The 22,021-nt window shown below is 69.5% G+C and carries 25 protein-coding genes; 20 read left to right on the top strand and 5 right to left on the bottom strand.

The window, feature by feature from the left end; translation table 11 throughout:
- The 14 genes from QP939_RS17370 (at position 1) to QP939_RS17305 (ending at position 10,848) form a co-directional block, all read left to right on the top strand.
- Entirely contained in the window at positions 1-609 is a 609-nt protein-coding gene (locus QP939_RS17370) for an IspD/TarI family cytidylyltransferase (protein WP_285457819.1), read from the top strand.
- Positions 606-1,073, top strand: coding sequence for a 2-C-methyl-D-erythritol 2,4-cyclodiphosphate synthase (gene ispF, locus QP939_RS17365; protein ID WP_285457818.1), 468 nt, complete (start codon positions 606-608; stop codon positions 1,071-1,073). The genes QP939_RS17370 and ispF overlap by 4 nt, the downstream gene beginning before the upstream one ends.
- Before the next feature lie 142 nt (positions 1,074-1,215).
- Positions 1,216-1,611, top strand: a complete 396-nt coding sequence (locus QP939_RS17360; protein ID WP_285457817.1) for a PPOX class F420-dependent oxidoreductase — start codon at positions 1,216-1,218, stop codon at positions 1,609-1,611.
- A gap of 10 nt (positions 1,612-1,621) precedes the next feature.
- A complete protein-coding gene (locus QP939_RS17355) occupies positions 1,622-2,017 on the top strand; it encodes a PPOX class F420-dependent oxidoreductase (RefSeq protein ID WP_285457816.1) in 396 nt (131 codons plus the stop codon).
- 22 nt (positions 2,018-2,039) lie between these two features.
- Entirely contained in the window at positions 2,040-2,726 is a 687-nt protein-coding gene (locus tag QP939_RS17350) for an HAD family hydrolase (RefSeq protein ID WP_285457815.1), read from the top strand.
- Between the two features lie 42 nt (positions 2,727-2,768).
- The gene (gene cysS, locus QP939_RS17345; RefSeq protein ID WP_285457814.1) at positions 2,769-4,157 is read left to right on the top strand and encodes a cysteine--tRNA ligase; all 1,389 of its coding nucleotides are present in this window, start codon (positions 2,769-2,771) and stop codon (positions 4,155-4,157) included.
- Between the two features lie 28 nt (positions 4,158-4,185).
- Positions 4,186-5,142 carry a 23S rRNA (guanosine(2251)-2'-O)-methyltransferase RlmB gene (rlmB, locus tag QP939_RS17340; protein ID WP_285457813.1) on the top strand — a complete coding sequence of 319 codons (957 nt, stop codon included), beginning with the start codon at positions 4,186-4,188 and terminating at the stop codon, positions 5,140-5,142.
- A 52-nt stretch (positions 5,143-5,194) separates the two neighbouring features.
- Positions 5,195-6,628, top strand: coding sequence for an MBOAT family O-acyltransferase (locus tag QP939_RS17335; RefSeq protein ID WP_285457812.1), 1,434 nt, complete (start codon positions 5,195-5,197; stop codon positions 6,626-6,628).
- 8 nt (positions 6,629-6,636) lie between these two features.
- Entirely contained in the window at positions 6,637-6,999 is a 363-nt protein-coding gene (locus QP939_RS17330) for a hypothetical protein (protein WP_285457811.1), read from the top strand.
- Between the two features lie 5 nt (positions 7,000-7,004).
- The gene (locus QP939_RS17325) at positions 7,005-7,610 is read left to right on the top strand and encodes a histidine phosphatase family protein (RefSeq protein WP_285457810.1); all 606 of its coding nucleotides are present in this window, start codon (positions 7,005-7,007) and stop codon (positions 7,608-7,610) included.
- A gap of 73 nt (positions 7,611-7,683) precedes the next feature.
- A complete protein-coding gene (locus QP939_RS17320) occupies positions 7,684-8,265 on the top strand; it encodes a transglutaminase-like domain-containing protein (RefSeq protein WP_285457809.1) in 582 nt (193 codons plus the stop codon).
- 183 nt (positions 8,266-8,448) lie between these two features.
- Complete coding sequence (locus QP939_RS17315) at positions 8,449-9,462, top strand: hypothetical protein (protein WP_285457808.1); 1,014 nt, start codon at positions 8,449-8,451, stop codon at positions 9,460-9,462.
- Positions 9,463-9,464: 2 nt separating this feature from the next.
- Positions 9,465-10,103: a hypothetical protein gene (locus tag QP939_RS17310; protein ID WP_285457807.1), complete on the top strand. Its 639-nt coding sequence runs from the start codon at positions 9,465-9,467 to the stop codon at positions 10,101-10,103.
- A gap of 73 nt (positions 10,104-10,176) precedes the next feature.
- On the top strand, positions 10,177-10,848 hold the full coding sequence (locus tag QP939_RS17305; protein ID WP_285457806.1) for an HD domain-containing protein: 672 nt from the start codon (positions 10,177-10,179) through the stop codon (positions 10,846-10,848).
- Positions 10,849-10,885: 37 nt separating this feature from the next.
- Here QP939_RS17305 and QP939_RS17300 read toward each other — a convergent pair whose 3' ends face one another.
- A complete protein-coding gene (locus QP939_RS17300; protein ID WP_285457805.1) occupies positions 10,886-11,536 on the bottom strand; it encodes a class II aldolase/adducin family protein in 651 nt (216 codons plus the stop codon).
- Between the two features lie 101 nt (positions 11,537-11,637).
- Positions 11,638-12,549 carry a coiled-coil domain-containing protein gene (locus QP939_RS17295; protein WP_285457804.1) on the bottom strand — a complete coding sequence of 304 codons (912 nt, stop codon included), beginning with the start codon at positions 12,547-12,549 and terminating at the stop codon, positions 11,638-11,640.
- 122 nt (positions 12,550-12,671) lie between these two features.
- Between QP939_RS17295 and QP939_RS17290 the strand changes: the two genes are divergently transcribed.
- Genes QP939_RS17290 through QP939_RS17280 form a run of 3 tightly spaced genes read left to right on the top strand, consistent with a single transcriptional unit; the run spans position 12,672 to position 16,386 of the window.
- Positions 12,672-13,901 carry a DUF445 family protein gene (locus QP939_RS17290; RefSeq protein ID WP_285457803.1) on the top strand — a complete coding sequence of 410 codons (1,230 nt, stop codon included), beginning with the start codon at positions 12,672-12,674 and terminating at the stop codon, positions 13,899-13,901.
- Positions 13,902-13,961: 60 nt separating this feature from the next.
- On the top strand, positions 13,962-15,137 hold the full coding sequence (locus QP939_RS17285) for a DUF445 domain-containing protein (protein ID WP_285459774.1): 1,176 nt from the start codon (positions 13,962-13,964) through the stop codon (positions 15,135-15,137).
- Positions 15,138-15,177: 40 nt separating this feature from the next.
- Positions 15,178-16,386 carry a DUF445 domain-containing protein gene (locus QP939_RS17280; RefSeq protein ID WP_285457802.1) on the top strand — a complete coding sequence of 403 codons (1,209 nt, stop codon included), beginning with the start codon at positions 15,178-15,180 and terminating at the stop codon, positions 16,384-16,386.
- A 69-nt stretch (positions 16,387-16,455) separates the two neighbouring features.
- Here QP939_RS17280 and QP939_RS17275 read toward each other — a convergent pair whose 3' ends face one another.
- From QP939_RS17275 to QP939_RS17265, 3 genes are read right to left on the bottom strand one after another with little or no spacing between them, the layout of a single operon-like run.
- Complete coding sequence (locus tag QP939_RS17275; RefSeq protein ID WP_285457801.1) at positions 16,456-17,337, bottom strand: metal ABC transporter permease; 882 nt, start codon at positions 17,335-17,337, stop codon at positions 16,456-16,458.
- Between the two features lie 3 nt (positions 17,338-17,340).
- On the bottom strand, positions 17,341-18,186 hold the full coding sequence (locus QP939_RS17270; RefSeq protein ID WP_285457800.1) for a metal ABC transporter ATP-binding protein: 846 nt from the start codon (positions 18,184-18,186) through the stop codon (positions 17,341-17,343).
- Between the two features lie 2 nt (positions 18,187-18,188).
- Positions 18,189-19,100, bottom strand: coding sequence for a metal ABC transporter solute-binding protein, Zn/Mn family (locus tag QP939_RS17265; RefSeq protein WP_285457799.1), 912 nt, complete (start codon positions 19,098-19,100; stop codon positions 18,189-18,191).
- Between the two features lie 177 nt (positions 19,101-19,277).
- Here QP939_RS17265 and QP939_RS17260 point away from each other — a divergent pair, with 177 nt between their 5' ends.
- The 3 genes from QP939_RS17260 (at position 19,278) to QP939_RS17250 (ending at position 21,958) form a co-directional block, all read left to right on the top strand.
- Positions 19,278-20,378, top strand: a complete 1,101-nt coding sequence (locus tag QP939_RS17260) for a LacI family DNA-binding transcriptional regulator (protein ID WP_285457798.1) — start codon at positions 19,278-19,280, stop codon at positions 20,376-20,378.
- 103 nt (positions 20,379-20,481) lie between these two features.
- Positions 20,482-20,973: a beta-class carbonic anhydrase gene (locus QP939_RS17255; protein WP_285457797.1), complete on the top strand. Its 492-nt coding sequence runs from the start codon at positions 20,482-20,484 to the stop codon at positions 20,971-20,973.
- Between the two features lie 109 nt (positions 20,974-21,082).
- Positions 21,083-21,958 carry an HhH-GPD family protein gene (locus QP939_RS17250; RefSeq protein WP_285457796.1) on the top strand — a complete coding sequence of 292 codons (876 nt, stop codon included), beginning with the start codon at positions 21,083-21,085 and terminating at the stop codon, positions 21,956-21,958.
- The last annotated feature ends 63 nt before the right edge of the window (positions 21,959-22,021 follow it).

Here is a 22,021-nt window from a genome sequence, read left to right as displayed (position 1 = left end):
ATGAACGTCGTCGCGATCGTGACCGTCGCACATCATGCCTCCGACGGGGAGCTTGCTCTCACGCCGGTCCATGGTGAGGCGCTACTCACGCACACCGTGCGGGGGCTGCTCGGCGTACCGGAAATCGATCTGGTGCTCTTGGCGGCCCCCCAGCGGTGTGCGTCGTCGTTTTCGGCGGCCCTCGGTGGGCTGCCGTGCCGGGTCGTGCCCGGTTCGCTCCGGGAGGCTTTCGCCGCCGTAGAGCCCGAGCTGGCCCGTGATTCAGTTGTACTCCTCCACGACGCGCTGCGGGCCTTCATTCCTGCGCAGACGGTCCGTGACGTCATCGAAGCGGTGCGTAGTTCCGGTGTGGTCGTCCCGGTGCTGCCGATGGCCGACACGGTGAAGGTGACAGAAGCCTCGTTCATCGTCGGCACGGAGGACCGCTCGCGGCTGCGCACGCTGCAGACCCCGGTGGGCTACCCGCTGGCGGAGTTCCGCCCCGAGCTGTCCCCGGCGGGCGCGGCGACGGTGCCCGGCCACCCGGACGCGATGCGCGTCACGACGGAGTTCGAGCTGACCCTGGCCGAGGCGATCGCGGCGGCACCGAAGGACGAGGAGACGCTGTGAGGATCGGCAACGGGGTGGACGTCCACCCGATCGAACCGGGCCGAGAGTGCTGGATGGCGGGGCTGTCGTGGCCGGGAGTGGACGGCTGCGCGGGCCATTCGGACGGCGACGTGGCAGCGCACGCCCTGTGCGACGCGCTGCTGTCGGCGGCTGGGCTGGGCGACCTCGGGGCAGTGTTCGGCACCGGCGATCCCCGGATGGACGGCGCCCATGGGGCCGACATGCTGGCGGAGGTCCGCGTCCTGATCGAGGCGGCCGGGTGGCGGGTCGGGAACGCATCGGTGCAGGTAGTGGGCAATGCGCCACGGATCGGGAAGCGGCGCGAAGAGGCGCAGAAGGTGCTTTCGGAGGCGGTCGGGGGGCCGGTGAGCGTGTCGGGAACGACGTCGGACGGCTTGGGGCTGACCGGCCGCGGCGAGGGAATCGCGGCGTTCGCGACGGCGCTGCTGCTCGCGGCTGACTAGCGCCCCAAGGCGGCCTTGGTTGCGTCTCACGCACCGAAGGCCGCCTTGGTTGCGTCTGACGCACCGAAGGCCACATTGGGGCGCTTGGGCCCGGCCGGACCGGCGGTGGAATAGCCCCGCAGGCGGGCCCGTTCGGCGTGATATGGCCCTCACTCTGCCGGATGCCGTCCGCGCGCTGATCGACGGGAAGAACTTCGCCACCGTCGCCACCCTCGATCCCGATGGCGGGCCGCAGACCTCCGTCGTCTGGGTCGGCCTCGACGACGGTGACCTCGTCTTCAGCGCGACCGAAGACCGCCGGAAGGTCCGCAACCTCCGCCGCGACCCTCGCCTCAGCGTCTCCATCACCGACGCCGCCGATCCCTACCGCCACACCCAGCTGCGCGGCACCGCGATCATCACTCCCGACCCCGGCAAGACCCTCCCGAAGACCCTCAGCCACAAGTACCTCGCCCAGGACCCGCCGCCCGAAGGCCCCGAAACCGAACGCGTCGTCGTCCGGCTGAAGGTCACCAAGATCGCCGGGAACGTGAAATAGGGTCCAGACCATGGGTGTGACATTCAACGAGGCCACCAAGGCCCTCCTCGACGGCCGCAACTACCCCGTCGTCGCCACCACCAACGCCGACGGCTCGCCGCAGAGCTCCGTCGTCTGGGCGCGCCGGGACGGCGACACCGTGGTCTTCGCCACCGTCCAGGGCCGCCGGAAGGAGCGCAATATCCGGCGTGATCCTCGCGTTTCCGTCTCCGTCTTCGACCTCGCCGATCCCGAGAACTACGTCGAGATCCGCGGCCGCGCCGAGGTCACCGTCAAAGGCGGGCGGGAACTGATCGACGAGCTGTCGCGCAAGTACGTCGGCAAGGACTTCCCCGCCGAGCCGCCGGAGGTCGTGCGCGTGCTCGTGCGCGTTGTGCCCGAACACATCACAGGGCACTCGGCCTGATGATCCCGTTAGGCTGAATCCCATGACGATCAGGGCGGTGTTGTTCGACTACTCCGGCACGCTCTTCCGGCTCGAGCAGGACGAATCCTGGCTGGCCGAGCTGACCGACCACGAGGGCACTCCGCTCGACATCGAGGCGCAGGCCGAGCTCATGCGCCGGATGACCGCGCCCGTCGGGCAGGTCGTCGAGCTCGACGCCGAGCACCTGCACGCCTGGCAGCACCGCGACCGCGACCCCGTGCTGCACCGGAAGGTCTACCTCGAGGTGCTCAAGAAGTCCGGTGTCCCGCACGCCGAACAGGCGGAGGCCCTCTACAACCGGCTGATCGATCCCAGCCAGTGGACGCCGTACCCGGACACCGAGGCCGCGCTGAAGGCCGCCGCCGAGCGGGGGCTCAAGGTGGGCGTGCTCAGCAACATCGCCTTCGACATCCGGCCCGCCTTCACCGCCCGCGGGTGGGACGCCTACGTCGACGAGTTCGTGCTGTCCTTCGAGGTCGGCGCCATCAAGCCGGAGCTGGAGATCTTCCGCAAGGCCGTCCAGGCGCTCGGCGTGCCGGCCACCGACACGCTGATGGTCGGCGACAGCGAGGAGGCCGACGGCGGTGCCCGCGCCCTCGGCTGCGAGTTCGCGCTGGTCGACCCGCTGCCCACGGCCGAGCGCCCGGACGCCCTGCTCACGGCCCTGCGCGGCTTCGGCGTGGCCTGACCGCCTGCGACGTCGCTCACGCCGACCCCGTACCCTTTCAGGGTGGCCCTACACCTATTCGACACAGCGACCCGGAGCGTGCGGGAGTTCCACCCCGTCCGTAGCGGAACGGCGTCGATCTACGTGTGTGGTGCCACCGTGCAGGGCACTCCGCACATCGGGCACGTCCGCGGCGCGCTGAACTACGACGTCCTGCGCCGCTGGCTCGTCCACAGTGGACTGGACGTGCTGCTGGTCCGCAACGTCACCGACATCGACGACAAGATCCTGACCAAGGCCGCCGACGCCGGCCGGCCGTGGTGGGAGTGGGCGGCGACGCACGAGCGCGCCTTCGAAGAGGCGTACGACCAGCTGGGCTGCCTGCCGCCGTCGGTCACCCCGCGCGCGACCGGGCACATCACCCAGATGGTCGAGCTGATGGAACGGCTCATCAAGAGCGGCCACGGTTACGCCGCGGACGGCGACGTCTACTTCTCCGTCAAGTCGTTCGACGAGTACGGCAAGCTCTCCGGCCGGGTCCTCGACGACGTCCAGCAGGGCGAGACGCCGACCCGCGGCAAGCGCGACCCACGCGACTTCACCATGTGGAAGAGCGCGAAGCCGGGCGAGCCGTCGTGGCCGACGCCGTGGGGGCCCGGGCGGCCGGGCTGGCACCTGGAGTGCTCGGCGATGGCGACGAACTACCTCGGCGCGGAGTTCGACATCCACGGCGGCGGCATCGACCTCGTCTTCCCGCACCACGAGAACGAGCGCGCCCAGTCCAATGCGGCGGGCGACGCGTTCGCGCGGCTCTGGCTGCACAACGCCTGGGTGACCATGTCGGGCGAGAAGATGTCGAAGTCGCTCGGCAACACCGTGTCGATCCCGGCGATGCTGGAGCGCTACCGGGCGCCGGAACTGCGCTACTACCTGGTGCAGCCGCACTACCGGTCGGTGATCGAGTACTCCGACGCCGCGGTCTCCGAGGCCGCGCAGGGCTACCGGCGGATCGAGACGTTCCTGCGTCGCGCGGCCGGGTCCGGCGAGGTCACCATCGGCACGCTGCCCGCGGAGTTCGCGAACGCGCTCGACGACGACCTCGCCACCCCGCAGGCGTTCGCCGTGGTGCACAACACGGTGCGGGACGGTAACGCCGCCCTCGACGCGGGCGACACCCCCAAGGCACTCGAACTCGCCGCGGCCGTCCGCGCGATGACCGACGTACTCGGCCTCGACCCGCTGTCCGCGCGCTGGTCCGAGGCGGGCGGTTCCGACACGCCCACCAAGGACGCGCTGTCCCGGATCGTCGAAGGGCTGCTGGCCGAGCGCCAGCAGGCCCGCGCCGAGAAGGACTTCGCCCGCGCGGACGCCGCCCGTGACCGCCTCCAGCAGGCGGGCATCGTGGTGGAGGACACCCCCAACGGTCCGCAGTGGACAGTCAAGTCCGACTGAGCCGTTCCAACGCAAGGAATTTTCGAACATGGCAGGCAACTCGCGGCGCCAGGGCGCGATCCGCAAGGCGGGCACCAAGAAGGGCGCCGTCGTCGGCTCGGGCGGCCAGCGCCGCAAGGCCCTCGAAGGCAAGGGCCCGACCCCGAAGGCGGAAGACCGTCCCGGGCACAAGGCCTACCGCCAGGCGAACGCCCAGACGAAGCGCGACCAGGCCCGGCAGAAGAAGGCCGACAAGCCGGAGCTGATCGCCGGGCGCAACCCGGTGGTCGAGGCGCTGCGCGCGGACGTGCCGGCGACGGCGTTGTACGTGGCGCTGAACATCGACATCGACGACCGCGTCAACGAGGCCGTCCGGCTGGCCGGTGACAAGGGCATCTCGATCCTGGAGATCCCGCGCGAGGAGCTGGACCGCAAGACGAACCGGGCGATGCACCAGGGCCTGGGCCTGCAGGTCCCGCCGTTCGAGTACGCCCACCCGGACGACCTGATGGCGGCGGCCCGCAACTCGGGCGAGGTGCCGCTGTTCGTCGCGCTCGACGGCGTCACGGACCCGCGCAACCTGGGCGCGGTGATCCGCTCGGCGGCGGCGTTCGGCGCGCACGGCGTGCTGCTGCCGGAGCGGCGCAGCGCGGGCATGACGGCGGTGGCGTGGCGCACGAGCGCGGGCACGGCGGCGAAGCTGCCGATCGCGGTGGCGACGAACCTGACGCGGCAGCTCAAGGCGTGGGCGAACGAGGGCCTGATGCTGGTGGGCCTGGACGCGGACGGCTCGGTCGACATCGACGAGCTCGAGCTGGCGGCGGACCCGCTGGTGATCGTGCTGGGCTCGGAGGGCCGCGGGCTGTCGCGCCTGGTGCGCGAGTCGTGCGACGCGACGGTGTCGATCCCGATGGCGGCGGGCGTGGAGAGCTTGAACGCGTCCGTGGCGGCGGGGGTGCTGCTGGCCGAGGTGGCGCGGCGACGTCGTCTCGCCGGTCGGGTCTGACCCGACCACCCAGTCGGGTTAAGGTCACCATCGGATAAACCGAGGGGACCCGATGTCGTTCGTTTCGCCACTGTTCTTGTGGTACTTCATGCCGGCGGTACTGATCGCCGTTCTGGTGTGCCCGCGGAGCTGGCGCAACGGCATCATCGCGGTGGGCAGCCTGCTGTTCTACACGATCGGCGCGGGCGCGTTCGTGTTCCTGCTGCTGGGCTGCATGGTGGTCAACTTCCTGGCGGGTCCGCTGCTGGCGCCGAACCCGTGGGACGTGAACGGCACCCGCCGCCGCAAGATCCTGATCGGCGTGGTGGCGCTCGACGTCGCGGTGCTGGTGGTCTGGAAGTACGCGGGGTTCGCGACGCAGCAGATCGCGGCGGTGGCGCACTGGTTCGGCGGCAGCGTGCCGGTGGCGAGCCTGGTGGTCCCGATCGGGATTTCGTTCTACACGTTCCACCACATTTCGTACGTGGTCGACATCTACCGGGGAGAGCGCCAAGCGCTCCGGAACCCGGTGTCGTTCGCGGCGTACATCGCGATGTTCCCGCAGCTGGTGGCGGGCCCGATCGTCAGGTATCGCGAGATCGCGGACCAGCTGCCCCAGCAGCGGTCCCACCGCCTGGACGACATCGCGGCGGGCTTCCCGAGGTTCGCGCTGGGCCTGTGCAAGAAGACGATCATCGCGGACTCCCTGAGCCCGTTGGTGGAGGCGTGCTTCAAGGTCCCACCGGACGAGATGACGTTCGCGACGGCCTGGCTGGGCGCGATCGGCTACACGCTCCAGCTGTTCTTCGACTTCTCGGGTTACTCGGACATGGCGATCGGCTTGGGCCGCATGCTGGGGTTCCGGCTGCCGGAGAACTTCGCGAGGCCGTATTCATCGGTGACGATCACGGAGTTCTGGCGCCGCTGGCACATGAGCCTGAGCCGCTGGTTCCGCGACTACGTGTATATCCCCCTAGGCGGAAACCGCAACGGAGCGGCGAAGACGTACCGAAACCTGTGCATCGTGTTCGTGTTGACGGGTTTCTGGCACGGAGCGCAGTGGACGTTCCTGGTGTGGGGCTGTTACCACGGGGCACTGCTGGTGATCGAGCGCCGGTTCGGCTTCGACCTGGACCCCTCGGTGCGCTGGCAGCGGTACGCCCGAAGGGCTTTGACGATGCTGCTGGTGGTGTTCGGCTGGGTGTTCTTCAGGTCCCAGGACCTGGGCCACGCGCTGTCGATGATCGGCCACATGCTGATCCCCGACTTCGACGGCTTGGGGTCGAGTGTCACGGAGGCGTTCACGAACCAGAGGCTGGTGCTGTTGCTGGCGGCTTTGGCGGTGTTCCTGCTCCCGGCTCACCCGGTGACGGGACCACTGCTGGAGTCGTCCCGAAGCCGCCCGGCGACGGCGTTGCGCATCGGCGTGATGACGGTGGGCCTGATCTACGCGGCGATCCTGATCGCGACGGGAACGTTCAGCCCATTCCTGTACTACCAGTTCTAGGGAACCGGATGACCGAGCCGACAGATCTGTCCCAGGTCCCAGGGGTGATCCCGTACGTGGACCACCACGACGGCCCCCGCCGTCTCCTGACCGTCGAAATCCCGCACCTGGGCCACACAGTCCGGGCGTACGCGCCGATCGCGAGCATCGACGGCCGCCAGTACGTCGTGACCTGGGGTTTCGTCACGTTCGAGATCCCCGCGGACCGCAACGTCCACGTGAGCGTCCACCTGCAGACGAACAGCGGCCGAGACCTCACGATCACGCCGTTCGCGTCGACGATCCTCGCCCCCAACCCGGCTCCGCTGCGGTTGGTGGCCCAATTCGTCCCCAGCCAAGGCCCCGAAGGAACCCTGATCGCAGTCGGTTGAACCAAGTGCTCGCAACCCGATACCTCTTCCTGACCCGCCACGGAGAAGCCGACAGCACCGGCAACCTGACCGAGGCAGGAAGACGCCAGGCGGTTCTCCTCGGACGGCGCCTGCGCGACATCCCGGTGACGTCGATCCACCACGGCCCGCTCCCACGCGCGGCCCAAACGGCGGCCTTGATGGCGACCCAGCTCCCACCGGTCCCCGTCCAAGCCGACAGGGCGGCGGACGACTTCGTCCCGTACACGCCGACGAGGGAGGAACTCCCCGAGACGACCGGCGCGCTCCTCCACGCGCTGGCCCGCAAACTCCCGCTCCCGAACGAGGAACTGGCGGCCGAGGCGGAGCGGAGGTACACGGGCCCGATACCGGGAACGGAACCGCGGTACGAGGTACTCGTCACGCACAACTACCTCACCGGCTGGCTGATCCGAGCAGCACAGGACGCCCCGAAGTGGCGCTGGCTGACGTACAACCACGCGAACACGGCCCTGACGGTGATCCAGTACTCCCCGGGCCGCCCGGCCGCGCTCCTGACCTACAACGACCTGAGCCACCTCCCGGCCGAACTCCGCTGGACGGGCTTCCCGCCCGACTTTTACGTTCCGTAGCCACGGAACGCGAAGCGTGACCAGGCCGAAAAAGCGCTCTCGCCCGAATGGCCGCACCTGTCACGATGCCCGGATGAGCCTCACCCCAACGCCGACGTCCGATCGGCTGACCGACTACCTGGCCGCCGACGCCGTGATCGACCACGAACACCCGTCGATCCGCGACCGCGTCGAAGCCCTCCGGCCGAAGACCGACAACCCCGTCGAGCGCGCGAAAGCCGCGTACCTGTTCGTCCGGGACGAGATCGACCACGTGATCGACGCCTGCGACCCGAGGGTGACGTGGCGAGCGTCGGACGTCCTCCGCGAACGAGTCGGCATCTGCCACGCGAAGTCCCACCTCCTGGCCGCTTTGCTGCGCGCACAAGGGATCCCGGCCGGATTCTGCTATCAGGAGCTCTCCGCGCTGCACGGGCTGAATGCCGTGTACTTGCACGGCAAGTGGTCCCGCCTCGACGCGCGGGGCAACCGCACGGGCGCGCGCGGCGAGTTTTCGCTCGCGGAAGAAAAACTCGCCTGGCCCGTCGACCCGGCGAATGGTGAACGCGATCTCCCGGAGATCCACCCGGCCCCGGCGAAGACGGTCGTCGATTTCCTGATCATGGCCGAACCCGGCCCCGGCTGGTACGAAAACGGCCTCCCGGCGGCACTTTGACCATGGTTTCCCGGCCTTTTCGGAAAACCGGGAGAGCCGGTTAATTATTGCCGAGAGTGACGTCTGTCCGTCAGTCCTGTCCCCCGAACTTCTTATTTCGCACTCCCCGCCAGGCGCGTAAAGTGACTCCCCGCGCTCGAACAGACACTTTACGCATTCGCCCGTTCGGGTGGCCCGAGGGAGGTGAAGCACGTGGCCGCGGCTGGCGGACGCCTCCGCCGTACTCCACTGCAGGAGATCTTCTGGACCAGGACGAGCTTGCTCCTCACGGTGCTCGTCGTGGTCGCCGGCCTGAGCCTGTGGCTGGCCGGGTTGATGGACCCCGGCACCGGGAAGAACCTGGTGACGTCGCTGGGCACCGGCACCCTGATCTCCGCGATCGTCGGGTTCGGCACCACGCTGATCACCGCCAGCGCGTCGCAAAAAGCGTTGGTGACCCCGGTGATCGAGGAGAGCAGGCGCGCGCTGGAGGACCTGAGCGCCGAATACCGCGCGCTGAACAAGGAGTTCTTCCCCACCGACGTGTTCGAGGCGACCACCGATCCCGACCCCGCGTTCAACCGCGCGCTGATGGCCGACCTCGACGCGACCCGGCAGTACTTCTTCCGCGGTTTCTCCGGACGGCACGCGGCGGCGCGGCTGCTGTTGTCCCGCACGGAACGGGAACTGCGGGCCGTCATCGCCGACCCGCGCGACGCGAGCTCGATCAGCGGGCGCGCCCGCTACCTGCTGCGGCGCGAGGCGGGCGACGTCGACTACGACCACATCCAGACCCGGCTCGACGAAGAGATCCGGATCGGGCTCGTCGGCCTCTTCCTTGCGCGCAGCCGCTGCGCGCAGGTCGACATCACCGTCGTCGCCGACCCGCCGCTGGACCGGCTCGAAATGTTCGACGACAGCGTGTGGGTGTCGCTCTACAGCGACGTCCGCGGCGCCACGAAGCTGTACCCGCGGTCCCTGCGGTTCACCGAGGGTTCCTTCCTCTACAACATGGAGCGCGCCGAGTTCGTGCGCGTTTCGCAGTCCCGGACCGGCCGCCACTTCCGCATCACGTCCGCCACGACGCGGACGGATTTCCTGGCGCTGTTCGAAAAGATCACCGGATCACCGCTGTCCGAGGAGCAGTTCCGCGAGCTGGAGGGCAAGTTCCACGCCTTCCGCGCGGAGTTCTCCGAAGTCGCCGAGCTAGGGAGCTGACCTTGCTCACCCGCCTGTCCCCGCTCACCGAACTGGCCGCGCGCCTGCGCACGGCCGGGTCCCCGCTTTCCGCGGACTGGCGCGCCGTCGACGGCTGGTTCCGGCCGTGGGCCGCCCAGCCGGGCCTGCGTGAGGAGCTGCGCGCGCAGCTCCTCACGCTGTCCACCGCGCAGACCGCGAAGGTGCTGCGCGCGTCCCGGGAAACGACGACGCATTTCGCGTGGTGCCTGCTCGATTCGCCGCACGACCCGTTTTCCTTCTGGCTGCACGAATACAAGGACCAGGAGGACTGGCGGGAAGGGTACGCGGATTCCGTGCACAACCACAGGTACCACTTCTGCACCACCATTCTCCGCGGCAACTACCTCCACGAAAGGTACGAAACGACGATCGACGCCGGCACCGGCCTGATCGGTTCGGCGCGACGGCGCCGCAGCACGCTGTGCCAGGCCGGCGCGTGCATCACCATGCTCGCCGACGAATTCCACCGCATCCCCGCGGCGGCCAGCGGGACGATGACGTTCCTCGTGAAATCACGCCCGGTGAGCACGTACAGCCTTTCTTTCGACCCGGCCCGGGGAATCGGCCATCGTCACGTTCCGGTCGAGGTCCGATTGGGGGAATTGGCCGACCGCATCTAGCTACACACCGGCGTCAAAGGCGCTTACCATTACTCCACCCGTCTGAACACAACGGCCGGGATCGGAGAGGTGTATGCGCACGCAGGAAAGCACGATCGACCACGTGACCGTCGGCGCCGTCGAAAACCGGGTCCACCGGCTTTGCCGCGAGTACGCCGAAAAACTGCAGTTCCACGGCTGGCACCACGTGAGTTTCGTCCGCGCGAAAGCGGTCGGCTTCGCCGAGCACAACGGAGCCGACCGCACGGTCGTCGAGGTGGCGGCGCTGGTGCACGACGTCAACTACCTGGTGCTCCGCAACTCCCCCGCGGCGGCGGGCCGGAGCCTGCGCCTGGAGATCCTCGCGGAGTGCGGGGTGGCGCCGGGAGTGGCGCGCTGGATCGACGAGATCGTCGACGAGGCCGAGATGGCCACCCGCGGCCGGGACATCTCACTGGAAGCGCAGGCACTGAGCGACGCGGACACGTTGTTCAAGGCGCTGCCGGTGACGCCGGTGGTGCTCGCGCACCGGTACCTGAGGGAGAACGGGCTGAGCTTGCGCGAGCTGGCGCACAAGATCGTCGGCGAGCAGTGCGACGTCCACGACGAGGGCTACTACTTCTACAACCCGGAGGCGGCGGCGACGTATTCACGCTGGGCGACGGCGAACCTCCAGCTGTGGCAGTGCATCAAGGAGGCGGTCGACGACCCGACGGTCGCGGAGCTGCTGGACGCGGTGCACGCGGTCGACGCGCTGGCGTCCTGATGTGGGCCGTCGCCGAGGTCGGCGCCGAGGCGGGCCACTAGCCCTGGCCGTAGCCCCGCAGCCGTTCGACGACGTTCGCCACCTCGGCCGGCGGCAGGAGGCTGGGCCGCCCGGCGCTCTGCGCGAGCAGCCAGACGCGGCAGGCCCACTCGAGCTGCTGGGCCCGGTGGTAGGCGGCTTCGAGACCGTTGCCGTAGGTGAGGGTGCCGTGGTTCGCCATGAGACAGCCCCGGCGGCCATCGAGCGCTTCGAGCACGGCGGCGGCGAGCTCGGGAGTGCCGTAGGTGGCGTAGCGCGCCACGCGCACGGAGGGCCCGATGGTGGCGACGATGTAGTGGATGGGCGGCAGCTCCCGCACCAGAGTGGAGGCGGCGGTGGCGTGCGGCGAGTGCGTGTGGACGACGGCGGTCACCGGCTCGGCGTCCGGGTCGCGGACGTCCCAGTAGACGGACAGGTGCACGGGGAGTTCGCTGGTGGGTTTCAGCGAGCCGTCGACGACTTGGCCGCCGAGGTCGACGACCGGGATGTCGGCGGGGGTGAGGGCGGAGTAGCCGACTCCGGTCGGCGTGACGGCGACCAGGTCACCGGCCCGGACGGACACGTTCCCGGACGTGCCGACGACGAGGCCGTCACCCACCATCCGGCGCGCGTAGGCGCAGACCGCGGCCCGCTCGGTTTCGAGGATCATGCCCACCACTCTGGCGCAGCCGCCGCCGAGACTCATCCGGAGGTCGCGAATGACTCATTCGAGACGTCCGAGGTCCCCAATGAGTCATTCGCGACCAGGACTTAAGCCTTGGCGGGAGCGGGCTTGGCCGGAGCCGGAGCGGGCTTCCGGTCCGCGTTCGCGGCCGGGGCCTCCTCGATGGGGGCCAGCAACCGCATGGCTTCCTGCACCGCGACGTCCGTGGCGGCGATCCGCTCGGCCACCTTGGCCCGCAGGTCCAAAGCCAGCTTCCGGTTCCGCTCAGCCTCGGACTGCTGCGACCGAGCCGAAGCCAAAGCCGCCTCGGTCTCGCGCTGCTTCCGCGAAACCTCGTCGTCGAAGGCCGCCTTCTTCCGGGCGTACTCCTCCTCGAAGGCCTTCTTCTTCGCCGCGAGTTCCTCCGACGCGACCCGATCCGCCTCGGCCCGAGCAGCCGCCGCCTCGGCTTCGGCCTTCGCGTCCGCCTCCTTGCGCGCCCGCTCCGCCGCCGCCGCCAGCTCGACCCGCTTGGCGCCCGCCGCCGCGTTCAGCTTCTCGATCTCGTCCTTCGCCTCCTGCAGCAGGCGCGCTCGTTCCTCCTCCGCGTCCTTCGCCAGCTTGTCGGCCGTGCGGCGGGTCTCGTGCGCGTACTTGTCCGCCTGGTCGCGGGTCGACGCCGCGTCGGCTTCGGCGGCCGCGCGCAGGTCCGCTATCTCCTCCTCCGCCAGCTGCATCATCATCCGGACGCGCTCGGCCATCGCGCCGGCTCCGGACGGGCTCGAGCTCATCCTGGCCAACGCGGCCTTCGTCTCGGACAGCTCCTTCTGCGCGTACGCGAGGGCCTTCGAGAGATCCGCGGACGTCGCGACGGCTTCGTCGCGGCTGCGGGACGCCTCCCGGATCTCCTTCGTCAGCTCGGCGAGGCGTTCGTCGACCTGGCGCTGGTTGTAGCCGCGGACACCCACGGCGAACTGGGCGGTCTTCGGGGCGGACTGGGGCTTCTCAGGCGCGACCATCGCGCCACCTTAATGAGCCGGGGCCCATCCGGACGTACCGCCAAACGGATGCATCACGTATTTGGGAACCCCCGGTAACGCATGGCATCCTGACCCGGGTTGACCAGCGCGAGGAGGCCACTGTGGACATACACGCCGTCCTCGCGGACATCGGCGAGCACTGGCACGTCTACGCCACCATGCCGCTCATCGCCGCGCTCATCGGGTACCTCACCAAGCGCGTCGCCATCGAGATGATGTTCCGGCCCCTCGAGTTCGTCGGGATCAGGCCGTTCCTCGGCTGGCAGGGCGTCATCCCGGCGAACGCGCGGCGGATGGCCACCACCGCCGTCGATCTGCTGACCCGCAACCTCGTCGACCCGCGGGAGATCTTCGCTCGCCTAGACCCCGAAGAAATGGTCAAAGAGCTCGAAACGCCCCTGCTCAAGGCCGTCGAGGACGTCACGCGCGAGGTCATGGAGACCTACCAGCCGCGGCTCTGGGAAATGCTGCCGTCGCGCGCGCAACGGCTGCTGCTCGACCAGGTCCGCGCGCAGGCGCCCGGCACCGTCAAGCGGCTGCTGCGGGAGGTCTCGACCAACATCGACGACGTCCTCGACGTCAACGACATGCTCATCGGCGCCATGGTCCGCGACAAGTCGCTGACCTGCCGGCTGATCCGCGACGTCGCCGCGCCCGAGTTCAAGTTCATCGCGCGCTCGGGCATCTGGTTCGGGTTCGTCATCGGGCTCGTCCAGTTCGTCGCCTGGGCACTGACGAAACAGCCGCTGATCATGCCGATCTTCGGTTTCGTCACGGGCTTCGTCACGGACTGGCTGGCCCTCAAGATGATCTTCTACCCGCGGGAGCCGCGCGGGTTCGGCTTCTTCCGCTGGCAGGGCATGTTCCAGAAACGGCGCCAGGAGGTCGCCGCCGACTACGGCGCGCTGATCGCCGACGAGGTGCTCACCGTGCGGAACGTCATGGAAGCCGTGCTCACCGGGCCGCGCGCGGACAAGCTGTTCGCCATGGTCACCCGCGAGGTCCAGCGCACGATCGACGCGCAGGCGAGCATCGCCAAGCCGCTCGTCGCGCTCACCATCGGCGGGCGGCAGTACCAGGAGATGAAGCGCGCGGCAGCCGCCAAAGCGATCGAATACCTCCCCGAAACGGTGAAACACGCCGAGAGCTACGCCACCGGCGCGCTCGACGTCCGCAACACGATCGTCACGAAGATGCGGCAGCTGACGCCGCTGGAGTTCGAAGGCATCCTGCGTCCGGCCTTCAAGCAGGACGAATGGAAGCTCATCGCGGTCGGCGCGGTGATCGGCGGGCTGGTGGGTGAACTCCAGGTGCTGCTCCTGCTGCACTGACGCCGAGCGGATAGCGTGCGCGGCGTGGACTTCGGCACGCACTGGCAGGTGTACGTCACCATGCCGTTCATCGCGGCGCTGATCGGGTACGTCACCAAGCGCGTCGCCATCGAGATGATGTTCCGGCCGCTGGAGTTCGTCGGGATCAAGCCCGTCTTCGGCTGGCAGGGCGTGCTGCCGGCCAACGCCGAGCGCATGGCGGCGACGGCCACCGAGATGCTGACGACCAACCTCGTCGACCCGAAGGAGATCTTCGCCCGGCTCGACCCGGCGCAGGTCGCGAAGGAGATCGAGCAGCCGCTGCTGCGGGTCGTCGAGGACGTCACCCGCGAGGTGATGGAGACCTACCAGCCGCGACTGTGGGAGGTGCTGCCGAACGGCGCGCAGCAGCTGCTGCTCAAGCGCGTCCAGGCCGAGGCGCCGAAGGCGATCACCAAGATCATGCGGGAGATCGCCGACAACATCGAGGACGTCCTCGACCTCAAGCACATGGTCGTGACGAACCTGGTGCGCGACAAAGCCCTGCTCAACCGGCTGATCCGGGACATCTCGCGGCCGGAGATGCGGTTCATCGCCCGCTCCGGCATCTGGTTCGGGTTCGTCCTCGGGTGCGTCCAGCTCGTGGTGTGGGCGCTGACGAAGTCGCCGATCGTGCTGCCGCTGTTCGGCCTCGGCATCGGCTGGTTCACCGACTGGCTGGCCCTGAAGATGATCTTCCTGCCGCGCGAGCCGCGCCGGTTCTTCGGCCTCTACACCTGGCAGGGCATCTTCCAGAAGCGCCGCGACCAGGTCGCCGCCGACTACGGCGACATGATCGCGCGCGAGATCATCACCATTCCCCACCTGCTGGAAGCGGTGCTGCGCGGGCCGAAGTCCGACAAGCTGTTCGCGATGATCACCCGCGAGGTGCAGAAGACGATCGACGCGCAGGCGAGCGTCGTCAAGCCGTTCGTCGCCATCGCCGTCGGGACGAAGAAGTTCCAGGAGATGAAGCAGACGGCGGCGGCGAAGGCGGCCGAGCGCGTCCCGGAGACGATCCGGTACGCCGAGAACTACGCGATCAACGCGCTCGATGTGCGCAACACGATCGTCGACCGGATGCGGAAGCTGACCGCGCTGGAGTTCGAGCAGCTGCTGCGGCCGGCGTTCCGGCAGGACGAGTGGAAGCTGATCGCCGTCGGCGCGGTGATCGGCGGGCTCGTCGGGGAACTGCAGGTGCTCGCCCTGCTCGGGTAGCCGGTACGGTTTCGCTCTCGGGAGCGCGAGGGAGGTCGGGGTGGACGCTGTCCTGCACGACCTCGCGCTGCACTGGCCGCTGTACGCGGCGATGCCGTTCGTCGCGGCCCTGATCGGGTACGTCACCAAGCGCGTCGCCATCGAGATGATGTTCCGCCCGCTCGAGTTCATCGGGGTTCCGCCGTTGCTCGGCTGGCAGGGCGTCGTCCCGAAGCACGGCGGGCGGATGGCCGCGGTCGCCACCGAACTGCTCACCGAGAACCTCCTCGACCTGCGCGAGGTCGTCGCGCGGATCGACCCGGTGATCATCACGCACGAGCTGGAGCAGCCGCTGCTGCGCGCGGTCGACCACATTGCGCGCGAAGTGCTGGCCGAGCACCACCCGCGGCTGTGGGAGGTGATGCCGACGCTGGCGCAGGAGATGCTGGTCAAGCAGGTCCAGGCGACGGCGCCGCGGCTGGTGCGGGAATTCCTCGACGACGTCCGCGAGCGCCTCGACGACGTCCTCGACGTCCAGCACATGACGGTCCAGCGGCTGACGCGGGACAAAGCGCTGCTGGTCCGGCTGATCCGCGAGACGTCCCGCCCGGAGATGGCGTTCATCGCGCGGATGGGCATCTACTTCGGCTTCGGGCTCGGCCTGGTCCAGACGCTGGTGTGGGCGTTGACGCGCGAGCCGTGGGTGCTCCCGATCTTCGGCGGCGCGATCGGGCTGTTCACGGACTGGCTGGCGATCAAGCTGATCTTCGTCCCCCGCGAGCCGGTCCGCGTGGGCCGGGTGATCTTCCAGGGCAAGTTCCAGCGGCGGCGCGCCGAGGTCGCGCGGCAGTACGGCGAGCTGATCGCGAACGAGGTCCTGACGGTGCAGAACCTCCTGGACGCGGTCCTGCGCGGCCCCCGAGCCGACCGGCTGGCGGCGTTGGTGGAGCAGATGGTGTCCTCGGCGGTGGACGCGCAGATGCCGTTGGCCTGGACGGTCGGCGGCACGCGGCTGCGGGAGATGAAGCGCGCGGCGGCGCGGAAGGCCCTGGAGCAGCTACCGGACACGGCCCGGTACGCCGAGGGGTACCTGACCGAGGCGATGGACGTCGCGAAGGTGATCGAGCAGCGGATGCTGGCGTTGACGCCGTTGGAGTTCGAGGGCTTGCTGCGGCCGGCGTTCCGGCAGGACGAGTGGAAGCTGATCGCGGTCGGCGGCGTGATCGGCTTCGTAGTGGGCGAACTGCAAGTCCTGCTGATGCTGGGCTGAAGGGGACGTTCATCGCATCTGATGCGAGGAAAGCGCCCTTCAGCTCATCTGATGCGAGGAAAGTCCCCTTCAGCCCACCGGGGCCAGTTCGGCGGGTGACTCCACCGCGCGGACCCTCGTGCGGCGGTCGCGCTGCCAGGCGATCGCCCGGCACACCACGTAGATCAAGAACGAAATCGCCGTCACGAACGCGCTCACCGGCAACCCCGGTGCCAGCGACAGCACGATCCCGCCCAGCGCCGACACCTCGGCGAAGATGATCGCCAAGACCGTCGCCCGCAACGGAGACGCCGTCACGCGCGCGGCCGCCGCCGCAGGCGTCACCATCAGCGCCACCACCAGCAGCGAGCCGACCACCTTCACGCTCAACGCCGTCGAAACGCCCACCAGCAGGGCGAACACCACGGTCAGCGTCTTCACCGGCACCCCGCGGGCCACCGCCACGTTCCGGTCCACCGACGCGAACAGCAACGGCCGGTACACCAGCCCCAGCACCACCAGCACCACCACCGACGACACCACGAACAACGTCAGGTTCGTCGAATCGATCGTGATGATCTGGCCGGTGAGGATCCCGAACTTGTTCCCGGACCGTCCTTTGTAGAACGACAGGAACAGCACGCCCATGCCGAGGCCGAACGACAGGATCACGCCGATCACCGAGTCGCGGTCCGCGTCGCGCGCGCCGAGGATGCCCAGCAGCAGCGCCGCCACCACCGCGCCGATCAGCGCCCCGTACTCGACGCCGATGCCGAGCAGCAACGCCGCCGCGCCGCCGGTGAACGCCAGTTCCGACGTCCCGTGCACCGCGAACGACATCCGGCGCATCACGATCAGCGGGCCCAGCGCCCCCGCCACCAGGCCGAGGATCGCCGACGCCAGCAGCGCCGTCTGGACGCCTTCCAACCCGACGATCAGGTCCCAGGTCTTGCCGAAGTCGAACAGGTCCAAGACTCAGCCCACTTGCTCTTCTACGTCGTGTTCGTGGTGGTGCGGCTCCTCCTCGCACAACGCGCTCTGCGCGCCCGCGATGTGGATCTGCCCGCCGACCTTGAGCACCTCGACGCGGGTGCCGTACAGCTCGGTCAGCGTCTCCGAGGTCATCACCTCGTCCGGCTTGCCGATCCGGAACTGGCCGTTGACCAGGTACAACACCCGGTCGACGAACGGCAGCACGGGGTTGATCTCGTGCGTCACGAACAGCACCGCGGTGCCGGCGTCGCGCCGCCGGGAGTCGATCAGCTCGCTGATCGCGCGCTGGTGCGCCAGGTCCAGCGACAGCAGCGGCTCGTCGCACAGCAGCACTTCGGGGTTGCCGACCAGGGCCTGCGCCACCCGCAGCCGCTGCTGCTCGCCGCCGGACAGGCGGCCCACCGGCTGCCTCGCGTAACGCGTGCCGCCGACCGCCTCGATCGCTTCCGTGACGCGGCGGCGCCGGGCCGCCATGCCGAACAAGCCCGTGCCCCAGCGGTGACCGTCGAGGCCCAGCCCGACCAGGTCGACCCCGCGCAGCGTCAGCGACTCGTCGATCGCGCGCTGCTGCGGGATGTAGCCGACCTTGCGGTTCGCGCCGCCGGGGCGGCCGCCCGCGATCTCGACCGTGCCCGCCGACAGGCCCTGCATGCCGAGCAGCGCCTTGAGGAGGCTGCTCTTGCCGGAACCGTTCGGGCCGAGCACGGCGAGGAACTCCCCCGGCTCGACGACGAGGTCCAGCCCCGACCAGAGGGTGCGGGGGCCGAACGCCAGGCCCGCCCCGCGGACCCGGACCGCGGGGCGTACGTCGTCGGAGACAAGAGGCATGGCTACTTCAACGCCCCCGCCAGCTCGTCGACTTCCCCGGTCATCCAGACAATGTAGTCCGTCACACCCTGCGGCAGCGTCTCGGTCACGCCGACCACGCCGATGCCCGCGTCCTTCGCCTGCTTGACGACGTCCTGGGTCAACGGCGTCACCGTCTGCTCGTTGTTGACCAGCGCCTTGACCTGCTTGGTCGCGATGAGCTGCTTGTACTCGCTGACCGCGCCGGCCGGGACGTCCGTGTCGTTCTCCACCGCGTCGGAGAAGGCCTTCGGCGTCGCGTCCGTGATCTTCGCGCTCTCCAGCAGGTAGTGCGCGACCGGCTCGGTGACGACGACCTTCGTGCCCGGGTGGCCGGTGCCCAGCTCTTCGAGCCGCTTCTCGAGCGCGTCGACCTTCGCCTTGAACGCGTTCGCGTTGTCGGTGAACTGCTGCTTCGACGCCGGCTGCAGCTCGCCCAGCTGCGCGGCGACCTGGTCGGCGACCTTGTCGACGCCCGGCAGGTCGTACCAGACGTGCTCGTTCTCGTCGCCGGTCGCGGCGATGTCGTAGGCGACGAGCTTCTTCGCGTCGCCCGCCTGCTCGGTGAGCTTGCCGAAGAACTCGTCGTAGCCGCCGCCGTTGGACAGCAGCAGCTTCGCGTCCTTCGCCGCGAGCGCGTCGTCCGCCGTCGTCTCGTACGAGTGCGGGTCGGCCGACGGGTCGTGGATGATCGATTTGACGTCGACCTTGTCGCCGCCGACGGCGCTGACCACGCTGCCCCAGACGTCGGTCGAGGCGACGACCTTGATCTTGCCGTCGCCGCCGGACTGCCCGCCGCCGTCGGAGCCGGAGGACCCGCTGGAGCACGCGGCCAGCGCGAAGACGGAAAGGGCCGAAGCGGCGGCGAGCACGCTCCTGGTGCGGCGGGAACTCATCGAGGGACTCCTGGAGACGCTAATGGAAACCGTTGTCAGATTCACCTTACCCCATCCGGATGACTTCCTGGCCCGTCGACCCCGTTTTGGTGTATGCGTCTTCATGCATGCGGATCGAGACATCGACCACGCGGGGTGTCTCTTCAGGAAAACGATCTGAACCGTTACGGTTTGCTGATGGGCCGTCCTATTCGCACCCGGAGGCAGGCGACGCTGGCGTCGCTCGCGGCGGAGCTCGGTGTGTCCAGGACCACGGTGTCCAACGCCTACAACCGGCCGGACCAGCTGTCCCCGGAACTGCGCCGCCGAGTCCTCGAGACCGCGCGGCGCCTCGGCTACCCGGGCCCCGACCCCGTCGCCCGCTCCCTGCGCACGCGCAAGGCGGGCGCGGTCGGGCTGCTGCTCACCGAGAACCTCTCCTACGCCTTCCGCGACCCCGCCGCCGTCGGCGTGCTCGAAGGACTGGCGCTGGCCTGTGAGGACGCCGGCGTCGGCCTGCACCTCGTGCCGGCCAGCCCGGGCCGCGAGGACGTCGCCGCGGTGCACCGCGCGGGCGTCGACGGCTTCGTCGTCTACTCCGTGCCGGACGACGACCCGCACCTGGCCGCCGTGCTGGAGCGGCCGGTGCCGACGGTGATCATCGACCAGCCGAGCCTCGAAGGCATCGACCGCGTCGGCCCGGACGACGCGGCGGCGGTCGGCAAGATCGCCGAGCACCTGGTGACGCTGGGGCACCGGCAGGTCGGCGTCATCTGCATGCGCCTCGCGCGCGAGCGCAACGACGACTTCGTCTCGGCCGCCCGCCAGAGCGGCGCGCACTTCCACGTCCAGCGCACCCGGCTGGAGGCCCTCGCCGTCGCGTTCTCGGCGGCCGGGGTCGACTGGGCGGGCGTCCCGGTCGTCGAGCGGTTCGACCACACGGTGGACGACGGCGCCTCCGCGGCCCGGCAGCTCCTGGACGCGTATCCGCAGATCACGGCCGTGATCTGCACGTCGGACATCCTCGCGCTCGGCGCCATGGCCGAAGCCGAGCGGCGGGGCCTGCGCGTGCCCCAGGACCTCACGGTCACCGGCTTCGACGGCATCGCCGAAGCCGAGCGGATCGGGCTCACCACGGTCCACCAGCCGGTGCTCGAAAAGGGCAAGACGGCCGGGCGGCTGCTGCTCGGCTCGGCCGAGCGCAGTGCCCCGAAGGTGATCACGCTGCCGACCGAGCTGCGCATCGGACGGACGTCGGCGCCGCCGCGAACGGTCGAGGAGCCCTGGTTCGGCGGCTGAACCCGCCGTGACATAGCTCGTAGTGCATTGCCCGCCGGGGTACTCACCGGGTCAAATGGAGTGGCCCGCCCGCGCCGCGGGGCCACTGGCCGGAAGGTGACCGATGACCTCGATCGACGTACTGCTCAAGCGCAACCAGGAAATCGGCGACATCACGCCCGGTGACCGGTCGACGCCGCGGCCGTCCCTCCAGGTGGCCGTCCTGACCTGCATGGACGCCCGGATCCGGGTGTTCGAGATCTTCGGGCTCCTGCAGGGCGAGTCGCACGTCCTCCGCAACGCGGGCGGCGTGGTGACCGACGACGTGATCCGCTCGCTGGCGCTTTCGCAGCGCAAGCTGGGCACCCGCGAGGTGCTGATCGTCCAGCACACGGAGTGCGGCCTGTCGATGGTCACCGAGGACGACTTCAAGGACGAGCTGGAAGAGGCCACCGGCCTGCGCCCGACGTGGGCGGTCGAGGCGTTCCGCAACGTCGAGAACAGCGTCCGGACGTCGATGGAGCGGGTGCGGCGCAGCGCGTACCTGCCGCACACGGAGAACGTCCGCGGCTTCGTCTACGACGTCAAAATCGGGCGGCTCACCGAGGTGAAGTAGGCGCGGCTCAAGCTGTCGTGAGTGTTTAGGGCGGTTCTAACCGCCCTAAACACTCACGACCACCCGGCCACCTGCCTGGGCCGGTGGGCGCCTGGGGTTCAATGGGCGCGTGGCTGTGGACGCTGACGTACTGCTCGACTGGTTCTCCGCGCACGGCCGGGACCTGCCGTGGCGCGAACCGGACTGCTCGGCGTGGGGCGTGCTGGTCAGCGAGATCATGCTGCAGCAGACGCCCGTCGCCCGGGTGCAGCCGATCTGGCACGAGTGGATGGCGCGCTGGCCGGTGCCCTCGGCGCTGGCCGCGTCGTCGCAAGGCGAGGTCGTGCGTGCCTGGGGCAAGCTCGGCTACCCGCGTCGCGCCCTGCGGCTCCACGAGGCCGCCGGGGTCATCGCCGCCGAGCACGGCGACGTCGTCCCGTCCGATGTGGACACCCTGCTCGCGCTTCCCGGGATCGGCGCCTACACCGCGCGGGCCGTCGCCGCGTTCGCCTACGGGCGGCGCGCGCCCGTCGTCGACACCAACGTGCGGCGGGTCGTCGCGCGGGCCGTGCACGGGGCCGGGGACGCCGGGCCCGCGTCGAACACCCGGGACATGGCCGACGTCGAGGCGCTGCTGCCCGCCGACGACGCCCCCGCGGCGAAGTTCTCCGCCGCGATCATGGAGCTCGGCGCCTTGATCTGCACCGCGCGTGCGCCGAAGTGCGCCGACTGCCCGATCCACGACGAATGCGCGTGGCAGCTCGCCGGCCGCCCGGAGTACACCGGCCCGGCCAAGCCCGTGCAGAAGTTCGCCGGCACCGACCGGCAGGTCCGCGGGCGGCTGCTCGACGTCCTGCGCGGCAGCGAGGGCCCGGTCGAGAAGGCTCGCCTCGACCTGGTGTGGCACGACGGCGGCCAGCGCGACCGCTGCCTCGACTCGCTGCTGGTCGACGGCCTGCTCGAACAAACCCGCGACGGTCTCTTCGCTCTCCCGGGTGAACACTGACGCACTACGACCAAAGTTGGTCAATAGTTGTCATCGACGCGATCCGGAGTTACCTTTCTCCGC

It is taken from the genome of Amycolatopsis nalaikhensis, assembly GCF_030264295.1.
Lineage (GTDB): Bacteria > Actinomycetota > Actinomycetes > Mycobacteriales > Pseudonocardiaceae > Amycolatopsis > Amycolatopsis nalaikhensis.
Note: the sequence above shows the minus strand (reverse complement) of the source record. Positions and strands in the feature narration are given on the sequence as shown.